The organism is Streptomyces sp. NPDC048623 (genome assembly GCF_040650755.1).
Lineage (GTDB): Bacteria > Actinomycetota > Actinomycetes > Streptomycetales > Streptomycetaceae > Streptomyces.
Genome location: NZ_JBEZHV010000040.1, coordinates 30,836 through 43,898, shown reverse-complemented (window position 1 = coordinate 43,898; position 13,063 = coordinate 30,836). Strand labels below are relative to the sequence as shown.

General features: G+C 70.6%; 8 protein-coding genes and 1 pseudogene. 3 read left to right on the top strand and 6 right to left on the bottom strand.

Annotated features, from left to right (window positions below):
* From AB0C73_RS34515 to AB0C73_RS34490, 6 genes and pseudogenes are all read right to left on the bottom strand, one after another.
* Window positions 1-82: pseudogene (locus AB0C73_RS34515) on the bottom strand (low molecular weight phosphotyrosine protein phosphatase); the annotation flags it as partial.
* Window positions 83-184: 102 nt separating this feature from the next.
* Window positions 185-1,234 (bottom strand): PAC2 family protein, encoded by a 1,050-nt coding sequence (locus AB0C73_RS34510; protein WP_362537626.1) that lies wholly within the window; start codon window positions 1,232-1,234, stop codon window positions 185-187.
* A 172-nt stretch (window positions 1,235-1,406) separates the two neighbouring features.
* Window positions 1,407-3,014 carry a glycerol-3-phosphate dehydrogenase/oxidase gene (locus AB0C73_RS34505; RefSeq protein ID WP_362537624.1) on the bottom strand — a complete coding sequence of 536 codons (1,608 nt, stop codon included), beginning with the start codon at window positions 3,012-3,014 and terminating at the stop codon, window positions 1,407-1,409.
* A gap of 16 nt (window positions 3,015-3,030) precedes the next feature.
* A complete protein-coding gene (gene glpK, locus AB0C73_RS34500) occupies window positions 3,031-4,560 on the bottom strand; it encodes a glycerol kinase GlpK (protein ID WP_362537622.1) in 1,530 nt (509 codons plus the stop codon).
* A gap of 36 nt (window positions 4,561-4,596) precedes the next feature.
* Complete coding sequence (locus AB0C73_RS34495; RefSeq protein WP_362537620.1) at window positions 4,597-5,355, bottom strand: MIP/aquaporin family protein; 759 nt, start codon at window positions 5,353-5,355, stop codon at window positions 4,597-4,599.
* A 266-nt stretch (window positions 5,356-5,621) separates the two neighbouring features.
* Window positions 5,622-6,386, bottom strand: coding sequence for an IclR family transcriptional regulator (locus tag AB0C73_RS34490; RefSeq protein ID WP_362537618.1), 765 nt, complete (start codon window positions 6,384-6,386; stop codon window positions 5,622-5,624).
* A gap of 243 nt (window positions 6,387-6,629) precedes the next feature.
* On the opposite strand from AB0C73_RS34490, the gene metH reads away from it, so the two are divergent.
* The 3 genes from metH to AB0C73_RS34475 all read left to right on the top strand — a co-directional run bounded on the left by metH (window position 6,630) and on the right by AB0C73_RS34475 (window position 13,057).
* Window positions 6,630-10,139 carry a methionine synthase gene (gene metH / locus AB0C73_RS34485; RefSeq protein WP_362537616.1) on the top strand — a complete coding sequence of 1,170 codons (3,510 nt, stop codon included), beginning with the start codon at window positions 6,630-6,632 and terminating at the stop codon, window positions 10,137-10,139.
* 151 nt (window positions 10,140-10,290) lie between these two features.
* Window positions 10,291-11,010, top strand: a complete 720-nt coding sequence (locus AB0C73_RS34480; RefSeq protein ID WP_362537614.1) for an HAD family phosphatase — start codon at window positions 10,291-10,293, stop codon at window positions 11,008-11,010.
* Between the two features lie 457 nt (window positions 11,011-11,467).
* Complete coding sequence (locus tag AB0C73_RS34475) at window positions 11,468-13,057, top strand: ABC transporter substrate-binding protein (RefSeq protein ID WP_362537612.1); 1,590 nt, start codon at window positions 11,468-11,470, stop codon at window positions 13,055-13,057.
* Window positions 13,058-13,063: the final 6 nt, after the last annotated feature.

Genomic DNA, 13,063 nt, shown 5'->3' with positions numbered 1-13,063 from the left:
GACCCTCACTCGCCGCCTCCACCATCTCCAGGCACTCCTCGAAGCCGCCCAGATCACCGTAATAGGGGTCCGGTACGTCGACGGGAGCGGCCCGCGCGCGTTCCTGGCCCGGCCTGTCGGTCTGTCCGGCCCGGGCCCGGAAAGCCGTACGGGAGGGGCGGCCGCGCCACCCCTCCCGTACCGCTCACTCCTCCGAGGCCGTGCCCTCGTCGCCGTCGCCGTCGCCGTCCTCGGCGTCGGGCCGCTCCGCCTCCGCGCCGCCGGGGGCCGCCTCCGGGCCCGGCTGCTGGGGCTTGGGCGGGCGGGTCCGCTCGCTGGGGGCGTCGCGGAGGTACGAGGCGTCGCCGCCCTCCGTCGCCACACCGGGTCCCTGACCCTGGCCCGGTCCCTGACCGGGGTCGCGGCGGCGCAGATAGCGCTCGAACTCGCGGGCGATGGCCTCGCCGGAGGCCTCCGGCAGCTCCGCCGTGTCCCGCGCCTCCTCCAGGGTCTGCACGTACTCGGCGACCTCGCTGTCCTCGGCGGCCAGCTGGTCCACGCCCAGCTGCCAGGCCCGCGCGTCCTCGGGCAGCTCGCCCAGCGGGATGCGCAGGCCGAGCAGGTCCTCCAGGCGGTTGAGCAGGGCCAGGGTCGCCTTCGGGTTCGGCGGCTGCGACACGTAGTGCGGGACCGCGGCCCACAGGCTCACCGCGGGGACCCCGGCGTGCGTGCAGGCCTCCTGGAGGATGCCGACGATGCCGGTCGGACCCTCGTAGCGGGTCTCCTCCAGGTCCATCGTGCGCGCCAGGTCGGGGTCGGAGGTGACGCCGCTGACCGGAACCGGACGGGTGTGCGGGGTGTCACCGAGCAGCGCGCCCAGGATCACCACCATCTCGACGCCCATCTCGTGGGCGAAGCCGAGCAGCTCGTTGCAGAACGAACGCCAGCGCATCGACGGCTCGATCCCGCGCACGAGGACCAGGTCGCGGGGCTTGTCACCGCCGATCCGCACCACGGAGAGCCGGGTCGTCGGCCAGGTGATCTTCCGCACGCCGCCGTCCAGCCACACCGTGGGCCGGTTGACCTGGAAGTCGTAGTAGTCCTCGGCGTCCAGCGCCGCGAACACCTCGCCCTTCCACTCCCGGTCCAGATGGGCGACCGCGGCGGAGGCGGCGTCACCGGCGTCGTTCCAGCCCTCGAACGCGGCCACCATGACCGGGTCGATCAGCTCGGGAACCCCCTCGAGCTCGATCACCCAGCGCCTCCTTCGTCGAAGTTCCTGTCGTACGGACCAACCTTATGCCTTGCGGGCGTCCCCTCGGCCTTGATCGGCTACCCAGGAACGCGGCCCGGCACACGGGGCACACGGGACACGCGTAAGGGGCGGTCTCCATCGAGACCGCCCCTTACCGCCCCGCGGGGGGTGGCTACTTGGCGCGCAGCATGTCCTCGACCCTGCCGCGGATCGCGTCGTCCGCGAGGCCGCGGATGGTCAGGGTGGTGCGGCGGCGCAGCACGTCGTCCGCGGTCTCGGCCCACTCGTGGTCGCGGGCGTAGGCGACCTGGGCCCAGATCTCCGGGGCGTCGGGGTGGACGCGCTCGGCGAGCTCCGGGTTCTCGTTCGCCATCCGGGCGATGCCGAAGGCGAGCGAACCGTAGTGGGTGGCCAGGTGCTTGGCGGTGTCGGCGGCCATCCGCGGGCCGGGCGCCGGGCCGTCCACGAGCAGCCGGTGGGCCACCGCGCTGGGGTTGGCGATGCCCGGCAGCGGCAGCCGCTTCGGCAGCGCGGAGACCGGCTCGTAGTCCTCGCCGAGCGGCCGGCCCGGCAGCGCCTCCAGCTTCTTCATGATGGTGCGGCCGATGTGCCGGAAGGTGGTCCACTTGCCGCCGGCCACCGACAGCATGCCGCCGCGGCCCTCGGTGACGACCGTCTCGCGCTTGGCCTTCGAGGTGTCGCCGGGACCGCCCGGGAGCACCCGCAGGCCCGCGAAGGCGTAGGTGATCAGGGAGCGGTCGAGCTGCTGGTCGCGGATCGAGAAGGCGGCCTCGTCCAGGATCTGGGCGATGTCCTTGTCGTTGACCGCGACCTCGCCCGGGTCGCCCTCGTACTCCTCGTCGGTGGTGCCGAGCAGGAGCATGTCCTCCCAGGGGAGGGCGAAGGTGATCCGGTACTTGTCGATCGGGGTGGCCAGCGCGGCCTTCCACGGGGAGGTGCGCTTGAGGACCAGGTGCGCGCCCTTGGAGAGACGGATGGAGGGCGCCGCGTTCGGGTCCTCCATCCTGCGCAGGTGGTCGACCCACGGACCGGTGGCGTTGAGCACCAGGCGGGCGTCGACGCCGAACTCCTCGCCCGACAGGCGGTCGCGGAGCTCGGCGCCGGTGACCCGGCCCCGGGTGAAGCGGAGGCCGGTGACCTCGGCGTGGTTGAGCACGACCGCGCCGGAGTCGACCGCCGCGCGCACCGTCATCAGCGCCATGCGGGCGTCGTTCATCTGGTCGTCGCCGTAGACGGCGACGGCCTTCAGGTTGTCGGTGCGCAGCTCCGGCACGTCCTGGGCGGCCTTGGCGGGGCTCAGCAGGTGGCCGACGCCGTCGCCGAACGCGGACAGCGCGCTGTAGGCGAAGACACCGGCGCCCAGCTTGGCCGCGCCGTGCGGGCCGCCCTTGTAGACGGGCAGGTAGAAGGTGAGCGGGTTGGACAGGTGGGGGGCCACCTGGCGGGAGACCGCGCGCCGCTCGAAGTGGTTCTCGGCGACGAGCTTGACCGCGCCGGTCTGCAGGTAGCGCAGACCGCCGTGGAGCAGCTTGGAGGAGGCGGAGGAGGTGGCGCCGGCGAAGTCGCCGGCGTCCACCAGGGCCACCCGCAGCCCGGACTGCGCGGCGTGCCAGGCGGTGGAGATGCCCAGGATGCCGCCGCCGATCACCAGGAGGTCGTACGTCGCCTTGGACAGCTGCTCCCTGGTCTCTGCGCGGGTCGGAAGCGAACCGGAAGCCGGGTGCATCCCCAGGGAGGGGAGGCTCTGCAGGGTGGTCATCGCGAATTGCTCCTCGTCAGTTCTCTTCTGCTTCGATCCAGCCCATGGAGCGCTCTACGGCCTTGAGCCAGTTCTTGTACTCGCTGTCGCGCTTGTCGGCGTCCATGCGAGGGGTCCATTCGGCGGCCCGGCGCCAGTTGGCGCGCAGGGCGTCGGTGTCCGGCCAGAAGCCGACGGCCAGACCGGCGGCGTAGGCGGCGCCGAGGCAGGTGGTCTCGGCGACCATCGGGCGCACCACGGGGGCGTCCAGGAAGTCGGAGAGGGTCTGCATCAGCAGGTTGTTGGAGGTCATGCCGCCGTCGACCTTGAGGGCGGTCAGCTCGACGCCCGAGTCCTTGGTCATGGCGTCGGTGATCTCGCGGGTCTGCCAGGCGGTGGCCTCCAGGACGGCACGGGCGATGTGCGCCTTGGTGACGTAGCGGGTGAGGCCGGCGATGACACCGCGGGCGTCGGAGCGCCAGTACGGGGCGAACAGGCCGGAGAAGGCCGGCACGAAGTAGGCGCCGCCGTTGTCCTCGACGGAGGAGGCGAGGGTCTCGATCTCGGCCGCGGACTTGATCAGGCCCATCTGGTCGCGCATCCACTGGACGAGCGAGCCGGTGACGGCGATGGAGCCCTCCAGGGCGTAGACCGGCTTCTGGTCGCCGATCTGGTAGCCGACGGTGGTCAGCAGGCCGCTGTAGGAGTTGATGATCTTGTCGCCGGTGTTCAGCAGCATGAACGTTCCGGTGCCGTACGTGGACTTGGCCTCGCCCTCGGCGAAGCAGGTCTGGCCGAACAGGGCGGCCTGCTGGTCGCCGAGCGCGGAGGCGACCGGGACGCCGTCGAGGACGCCGCCCTTGACGGCGCCGTACACCTCGGCGGAGGAACGGATCTCCGGCAGCACGGCGGCCGGGATCTCCATGGACTGCAGGATCTTCTCGTCCCAGCCCATGGTGTGCAGGTTCATCAGGAGGGTGCGCGAGGCGTTGGTGACGTCGGTGACGTGCACGCCGCCCTCGGTGCCACCGGTCAGGTTCCAGATGACCCAGGAGTCCATGGTGCCGAAGAGGATCTCGCCGCGCTCGGCGCGCTCGCGCAGTCCCTCGACGTTGTCGAGCAGCCAGCGGACCTTGGGGCCGGAGAAGTACGAGGCGAGGGGGAGGCCGGTCTCGCGGCGGAAGCGGTCCTGGCCGACGTTGCGGCCGAGCTCCTTGCACAGGGCGTCGGTGCGGGTGTCCTGCCACACGAGCGCGTTGTGCACCGGCTCACCGGTGTTCTTGTCCCACATCAGCGTGGTCTCACGCTGGTTGGTGATGCCGATCGCCTTGACGTCGGCGGCGGTGATCCCCGCCTTGGCGATGGCGCCGGCGACGACCTCCTGGACGTTGGTCCAGATCTCGGTGGCGTCGTGCTCGACCCAGCCCGGCTTCGGGAAGATCTGCTCGTGCTCCTTCTGGTCGACGGAGACGATGCGTCCGTCCTTGTCGAAGACGATGCAGCGCGACGAGGTGGTGCCCTGGTCGATGGCGGCGATGAACGGGCCGGCGGTGTGGGCGTCGGTCACGGTGAACTCCAAGGGGAAGTCTGGAAGAAGGACGGCTCAGGCGAACGCGATGTTGTAGATACCCGCGGCGAGGGCGCCGCCGATCAGCGGACCGGCGACCGGGATCCAGGCGTAGCTCCAGTCGGAGCCGCCCTTGTTCGGCAGCGGGAGGAGGGCGTGCACGATGCGCGGACCGAGGTCGCGGGCGGGGTTGATGGCGTAGCCGGTCGGGCCGCCGAGCGAGAGACCGATGGAGACCACGACGAAGGCGGTGATCAGGGCGCCGATGACGCCGAGGCCCTTGCCGCTGTCGTTGAGGCCCTGGGTGAGCACGGCGAGCACCAGCACCACGGTGCCGATGATCTCGGTGGCCAGGTTCTGCCAGGTGTTACGGATCTCCGGGCCGGTCGAGAAGATGCCGAGCACCGGACCGGGGCCCTCGACGGGCTTCTCGCTCACCGTCTCGGGGTCCGTGAGGTGGGCCCGGAACTGCCCGTAGTACGTGATCCATACCAGCGCCGCACCGATCATGGCGCCGAGCAGCTGACCGGCGATGTACACCGGCACGTTGCTCCAGTCGCCGTCCTTGATCGCTATCGCGACCGTGACGGCGGGGTTCAGATGGGCGCCGGAGAGGGAAGCGGTCATGTAGACCGCCGTCATGACGGCGAAGCCCCACCCGAAGGTGATCGCGAGCCAGCCCGCGCCGCGGGCCTTGGAGCTCTTGAGCGTGACGGCGGCGCAGACACCGCCGCCGAGCAGGATGAGTACGGCGGTACCGATGGTCTCGCCGATGAAGATGTCGGAGCTGGACACCCGCGACTCCTTTGTCCTTCGTCCAGGGGAAGGCGAACCACGGGTGACTCCGGTGGTCCGCGCCCTCACATGAGGGCGTTGCCGGCCCTTGGCACTGTCACACCCTAGCGTGTATTGCCGGTAGCTGTTCGACAATGCCGACCGATGAACGGAAGTTTTGCGTCACGGTTAACAGCGCGTCAAGGGTCGCGGGCGCGAAAAACCCGCCGATAACGCGATCGTTACCGACGGGTTTCAGGGGTGTCCGGGCGCGGTCGCCGCGTACGTCAGAAGCGGCCCGCCCCGAGGTCGCGGGAGACCGCACGGGCGCAGTCGCGGACCGCGGCCACCAGCTCCGAGCGCAGCTCGCCGCCCGAGCAGACCCGCTCCACGGCGCCGGTGATGGCCACCGCGCCCACCGGCATCCGGCGCCGGTCGTGGATCGGCGCGGCCACCGAGGCCACGCCCTCCCAGGTCTCCTCCACGTCGGCGGCCCAGCCGCGCGCCCGGGTCAGGTCGAGCAGCGTCTCGAAGTCCGCGAGCTCCGTGACCGTACGGGGCGTGTAGGGCTTGCGCTCGACCTCCACGACCTCGCTGTGCGCCACCGGGTCGTAGGCCGACAGGACCTTGCCCAGGGCCGTGGAGTGCAGCGGCTGCATGGCGCCGACCTCCAGGACCTGACGGCTGTCGTCGGGCCGGAAGACATGGTGGACGATCAGCACGCCGCTCTGGTGGAGCACGCCCAGGTGCACGCTCTCGCCGCTGGAGCGGGCCAGGTCGTCGGTCCACACCAGGGCCCGGGCGCGCAGCTCGTGCACGTCCAGATAGCTGTTGCCGAGGCGCAGCAGCTCCGCGCCCAGCTGGTAGCGCCCGGAGGCGGGGTCCTGCTCCACGAAGCCCTCCGCCTGGAGGGTGCGCAGGATGCCGTGCGCCGTCCCCTTGGCGAGACCCAGGGACGAGGCGATGTCGGACAGGCCGAGCCGGCGCTCGCCGCCCGCGAGCAGTCGCAGCATCGCCGCCGCCCGTTCAAGCGACTGGATGTTCTTCGCCATCGCCCGGCCTTTCTCCTCACATGCTGTTCGACAATGCTGAACACTATCGGTCGATGCCGACCTTGTGTCACACCTGACAGTGTCGGACAAGAACGGGCCGGACCGGGAGTCCCCGGACACAGGATGCCGTCCACCAGCTGGAACCCCATGCCCACCCCGGCCCTCGCACGGTTAGTCTGGGCCCGTGCACCCTCTGCCGAGCGTGCAAAGCCGACAGCCGTCGCATCCCAGGGAGCCCTATCCATGGCCTCGTCGCCGACCCCTTCCGCCGACCTCCGCAGCCGAGCGGCAGCGCTCCGCGAAGCACTCGCCACCCGAGTCGTCGTCGCCGACGGCGCGATGGGCACCATGCTCCAGGCCCAGGACCCCACCCTCGAGGACTTCCAGCAGCTCGAGGGCTGCAACGAGATCCTCAACATCACCCGGCCCGACATCGTCTCCTCCGTGCACCGCGCGTACTTCTCCGCCGGTGTCGACTGCGTCGAGACCAACACCTTCGGCGCCAACCTCGCGGCCCTCGGCGAGTACGACATCGCCGAGCGCGTCCACGAGCTGTCCGAGGCCGGCGCCCGGATCGCCCGCGAGGTCGCCGACGAGTTCACCGCGAGCACCGGACAGCAGCGCTGGGTGCTCGGCTCCATCGGCCCGGGCACCAAGCTGCCGACCCTCGGCCACGCCCCGTACCGCGCACTCCGCGACGCGTACCAGCAGAACGCCGAGGGCCTGATCACCGGCGGCGCCGACGCGCTGCTCATCGAGACCACCCAGGACCTGCTGCAGACCAAGGCCTCGGTCATCGGCGCCCGGCGCGCCCTCGACGCCCTCGGCGCGGACGTCCCGCTGATCTGCTCCGTCACGGTCGAGACCACCGGCACCATGCTCCTCGGCTCCGAGATCGGTGCCGCCCTGACGGCCCTGGAGCCGCTGGGCATCGACATGATCGGCCTCAACTGCGCCACCGGCCCGGCCGAGATGAGCGAGCACCTGCGCTATCTCGCCCGCCACTCGCGCATCCAGCTGTCCTGCATGCCGAACGCCGGCCTGCCGGTCCTCACCGCCGACGGCGCCCACTACCCGCTCTCCCCGGCCGAGCTCGCCGACGCCCAGGAGACCTTCGTCCGCGAGTACGGCCTGTCCCTCGTCGGCGGCTGCTGCGGTACGACCCCGGAGCACCTGCGCCAGGTCGTCGAGCGGGTCCGCGGCCTGGCCCCGGCCGCGCGCGAGCCGCGCCCCGAGCCGGGCGCCGCCTCCCTGTACCAGACCGTGCCGTTCCGCCAGGACACCTCGTACCTCGCCATCGGCGAGCGCACCAACGCCAACGGATCGAAGAAGTTCCGCGAGGCCATGCTCGACGAGCGCTGGGACGACTGCGTCGAGATGGCCCGCGAGCAGATCCGCGAGGGCGCGCACATGCTCGACCTCTGCGTGGACTACGTCGGCCGCGACGGTGTCCGCGACATGGAGGAGCTGGCCGGCCGCTTCGCCACCGCCTCCACCCTGCCGATCGTGCTGGACTCCACCGAGGTGGAGGTCCTGCGGGCCGGTCTGGAGAAGCTGGGCGGCCGCGCGGTCATCAACTCCGTCAACTACGAGGACGGCGACGGCCCCGAGTCCCGCTTCGCCAAGGTCACCCGGCTCGCCCAGGAGCACGGCGCGGCGCTCATCGCGCTGACCATCGACGAGCAGGGCCAGGCCCGTACGGTCGAGAACAAGGTCGCCATCGCCGAGCGGCTCATCGACGACCTCACGGGCAACTGGGGCATCCACGAGTCCGACATCCTCATCGACACCCTGACCTTCACCATCTGTACCGGGCAGGAGGAGTCCCGCAAGGACGGCGTCGCCACCATCGAGGCGATCCGCGAGCTCAAGCGCCGCCACCCCGACGTGCAGACGACCCTCGGACTCTCCAACATCTCCTTCGGGCTCAACCCGGCCGCCCGCATCCTGCTGAACTCCGTCTTCCTCGACGAGTGCGTCAAGGCGGGCCTGGACTCGGCCATCGTCCACGCGTCGAAGATCCTGCCGATCGCCCGCTTCGACGAGGAGCAGGTGACCACCGCCCTCGACCTGATCTACGACCGGCGCACCGCGGACTACGACCCGCTGCAGAAGCTGATGGCCCTCTTCGAGGGCGCCACCGCCAAGTCCCTGAAGGCCGGCAAGACCGAGGAACTCCTCGCCCTGCCGCTGGAGGAGCGCCTGAAGCGGCGGATCATCGACGGCGAGAAGAACGGCCTGGAGGCGGACCTCGACGAGGCCCTGGCCACCACGCCCGCCCTCGACATCGTCAACAACACGCTGCTCGACGGCATGAAGGTGGTCGGCGAGCTGTTCGGCTCCGGCCAGATGCAGCTGCCGTTCGTGCTCCAGTCCGCCGAGGTCATGAAGACCGCGGTGGCCTATCTGGAGCCGCACATGGAGAAGTCCGACAGCGAGGGCAAGGGCACCATCGTCCTGGCCACCGTCCGCGGCGACGTCCACGACATCGGCAAGAACCTCGTCGACATCATCCTCTCCAACAACGGCTACAACGTGGTCAACCTGGGCATCAAGCAGCCCGTCTCCGCGATCCTGGAGGCCGCCGAGGAGCACCGGGCCGACGTCATCGGCATGTCCGGTCTCCTGGTGAAGTCCACCGTGATCATGAAGGAGAACCTGGAGGAGCTGAACCAGCGCGAGCTGGCCGCCAAGTACCCGGTGATCCTCGGTGGCGCCGCCCTCACCCGCGCCTACGTCGAGCAGGACCTCCACGAGATCTACCAGGGCGAGGTCCGCTACGCCCGCGACGCCTTCGAGGGCCTGCGCCTGATGGACGCCCTCGTCGCCGTCAAGCGCGGCGTCCCCGGAGCCGTACTCCCCGAGCTGAAGCAGCGGCGGGTCGCCGTCGGCGGCGCCGGCCTCCAGGTCGACGAGCCGGAGCCGGGCGGCCGTTCCGACGTCGCCACCGACAACCCGGTGCCCACCCCGCCGTTCTGGGGCACCCGTGTCGTCAAGGGCATCCCGCTCAAGGACTACGCCTCCTGGCTCGACGAGGGCGCGCTCTTCAAGGGCCAGTGGGGCCTCAAGCAGAACCGGGCCGGCGACGGGCCGTCGTACGAGGAGCTCGTCGAGTCCGAGGGCCGGCCGCGGCTGCGCGGCTGGCTGGACCGGCTCCACACGGAGAACCTCCTCGAAGCGGCCGTCGTGCACGGCTACTTCCCCTGCGTCTCCAAGGGCGACGACCTGATCATCCTCGACGAGGCCGGCAACGAGCGCACCCGCTTCACCTTCCCGCGTCAGCGCCGCGGCCGCCGGCTCTGCCTGGCGGACTTCTTCCGCCCGGAGGAGTCCGGCGAGACCGATGTCGTCGGCCTCCAGGTCGTCACCGTCGGCTCGAAGATCGGCGAGGCCACGGCCAAGCTCTTCGCGTCCGACTCCTACCGCGACTACCTGGAGCTGCACGGCCTCTCCGTGCAGCTGGCCGAGGCCCTCGCCGAGTACTGGCACGCGCGCGTGCGGGCCGAGCTGGGCTTCGGCGGGGAGGACCCCGAGGACGTCCGCGACATGTTCGACCTCAAGTACCGCGGCGCGCGCTTCTCGCTCGGTTACGGCGCCTGCCCCGACCTGGAGGACCGGGCGAAGATCGCCGAGCTCCTGGAGCCGGAGCGGATCGGCGTCCACCTCTCCGAGGAGTTCCAGCTGCACCCCGAGCAGTCCACCGACGCCATCGTCATCCACCACCCGGAGGCGAAGTACTTCAACGCCCGGTGACGGCTCCATCGACGCCCGGTGACGGGGCCGGAAGTAATCCCTGCGTCTGATGTGAAGCGGACGTATACTGGTCGGTCCAGTGCAGGCCGGCGCCCACCCCCGTACCGGGGAGGGCGACCGGCCTCTTCGTCCCTCCAAGGAGGTGTGCCGGATGACCAGTACGGTCCCCGCGTCGCTGTTCCGTACCGACGGCGGCTCCGCGCTGCAGGCGGTCTTCCTCGACATGGACGGCACCCTCGTCGACACCGAGGGCTTCTGGTGGGACGCGGAGGTGGAGGTCTTCGCGGACCTCGGGCACCGGCTCGACGAGTCCTGGCGGGACGTCGTGGTCGGCGGGCCCATGACCCGCAGCGCCGGCTATCTGATCGAGTCCACCGGCGCCGACATCACCCTGGCCGAGCTCACCGTCCTGCTCAACGAGAAGTTCGAGCAGCGCATCGACCGGGGCGTGCCGCTGATGCCGGGCGCCGACCGGCTGCTCACCGAGCTGGCCCGGCACAACATCCCCACCGCCCTGGTCTCCGCCTCGCACCGGCAGATCATCGACCGGGTGCTCGCCTCGCTCGGGCGCGACCGCTTCGGGCTGACCGTCGCGGGCGACGAGGTGGGCCGTACCAAGCCGCACCCGGAGCCCTATCTGACCGCCGCCCGCGGCTTCGGCGCCGACCCCGCCCTGTGCGCCGTCGTCGAGGACACCGCGACCGGCGTCGCGGCCGCCGAGGCGGCCGGCTGCCGGGTCGTCGCCGTGCCCTCCGTCGCCCCGATCACGCCCTCCGCGGGCCGTGTCGTGGTGCGTTCCCTGGAGGAGGTCGACGTGCCCTTCCTGCGCACCCTGATCGCCTCTCCCGGCGCGGAGCGCAACGCGTTCTGAGCCACCCGGCTTCGCTTCCGGAAACGAACAGGCCATCCGCCCGAAAGAACCCTGAGTGACCTTGGTCACCCAGCGTGCCTGACGGTGGGTGGCCTTTCTGTGCGCGGTGTCCGGAAACCGGCGGTTACACCCGGCCCATGTGTCCCGATTCGCTCAGGCGCGTACGAATCATTCCCCTGCATGACTATCGAACCCTCCGTATTCATGCGCGGCCCCCGGCGGTCGCCGCGGTTGCTTCCGTCCAGTGGCACCGACGCCGCCCACTACGCTTTCGCGAGTACTCCGCCGCACCCCACTGCGTGCCCCGGCGCACCACCCAAGTCGCCGCGTACACAGGACCGATCGCACCCCCATCCCGGCCCGATCGCCACCGCCCCGACCGGGCGGCCGACGGAGTGACCAAGCCGCTGTACCAGTGCCGGCCGTCACCCCGTGCCGGATGAGGAGAACGTCCCTGATGAACCGCAAGACCCTGGTGCTGCCCGCCATGGCCGCCCTGCTCACCCCGCTGCTCGCCGGTTGCGGGGGAGGGGACGAGAGCCGAGCGATCGTCGTCGGCACCACGGACCAGTTCGTCACCACCGAGGACGCCCCCGCACCGCTCGACCCGGCCTACGCCTACGACACCGGCGCCTGGAACATCCTGCGGCAGACCCTGCAGACCCTGATGCACGCCCCGCGCGGCGGCGGCGCGCCGGTCCCCGACGCCGCCGAGAGCTGCGGCTTCTCCGACAAGGAGAGCGAGAGCTACCGCTGCAAGCTGCGCGAGGGCCTCACCTTCGCCGACGGCACCCCGATGACCGCCGCGGACGTCAAGTTCTCCGTCGAGCGCGTCCTCGCCATCAAGTCCGACAACGGAACGGCCGCGCTGCTCTCCAACATCGACACCGTGGAGACCGCGGGCGACCGCGAGGTGATCTTCCACCTCAGGACGCCCGACGCCACATTCCCGTACAAGCTGTCCACGCCCGTCGCCGGCATCCTCAGCAAGGCCAAGTACGACGGCAAGGCGCTGCGCGAGGGCTTCGACGTCGACGGCTCCGGCCCGTACACCCTGAAGACCGAGGTCTCCGGCGACAAGGCCACCAGGTTCGTCTTCACCAAGAACGCCAAGTACAAGGGTGACGTCACCCTGCGCAACGACAAGGTCGAACTGCGCACCTTCGCCGACTCCGACAGCATGGACAAGGCGCTGCGCGCCGACGACATCGACGTGACCGCCCGCGCCCTGTCGCAGCCGCAGATCCGCGAGCACACCGACAAGCCCCAGGAAGGCATCAACCTCACCGAGGTGCCCGGCCTGGAGATCCGCTACCTCGCCTTCAATACCAAGGCCCCCGCCGTCAAGGAGAAGGCCGTCCGGCAGGCCATGGCATCCGTGGTCGACCGCGGCCGGCTCATCGAGCAGGTCTACGGCCCCACCGCCGAGCCGCTCTACTCGCTGATCCCCTCCAGCATCACCGGCCACGCCACCTCGTTCATCGACACCTACGGCGAGCCCGATTCGGCGAAGGCCGCCAAGCTGCTGCGCGACGCCGGCGTGAAGACCCCCGTCCCGGTCACCCTGCACTACACCACCGACCACTACGGCGCCGAGACGGCCAAGGAGTTCGCGACGCTGAGCGCCCAGCTCAACGCCAGCAAGCTCTTCGACGCGAAGATCCAGGGCACCGAGTGGTCCAAGTTCCGCCCGGCGCAGAAGCGCGGCGACTACGCCGTCTACGGCCTCGGCTGGTTCCCCGACTACCCGGACCCGGACAACTACGTCGCGCCGTTCCTCGACAGCGACAACTTCCTCAACACTCCCTACGTCAACCAGTCCGTCCGTGACCGGCTGATCCCGCAGTCGCGCCGCCAGGCCGACCGCACCGCCGCGGCCCCGGTCTTCGAGCAGATCCAGAAGATCGTCGCCAAGGACGTCCCGGTGCTGCCGCTGTGGCAGGGCAAGCAGTACGTCGCCGCCCGCGACGACATCACCGGCGTCGAGTGGGCGCTGAACACCTCCTCCGACCTGCTCCTGTGGGAGCTGGGCCGCGGCACCGCCTGACCCCTT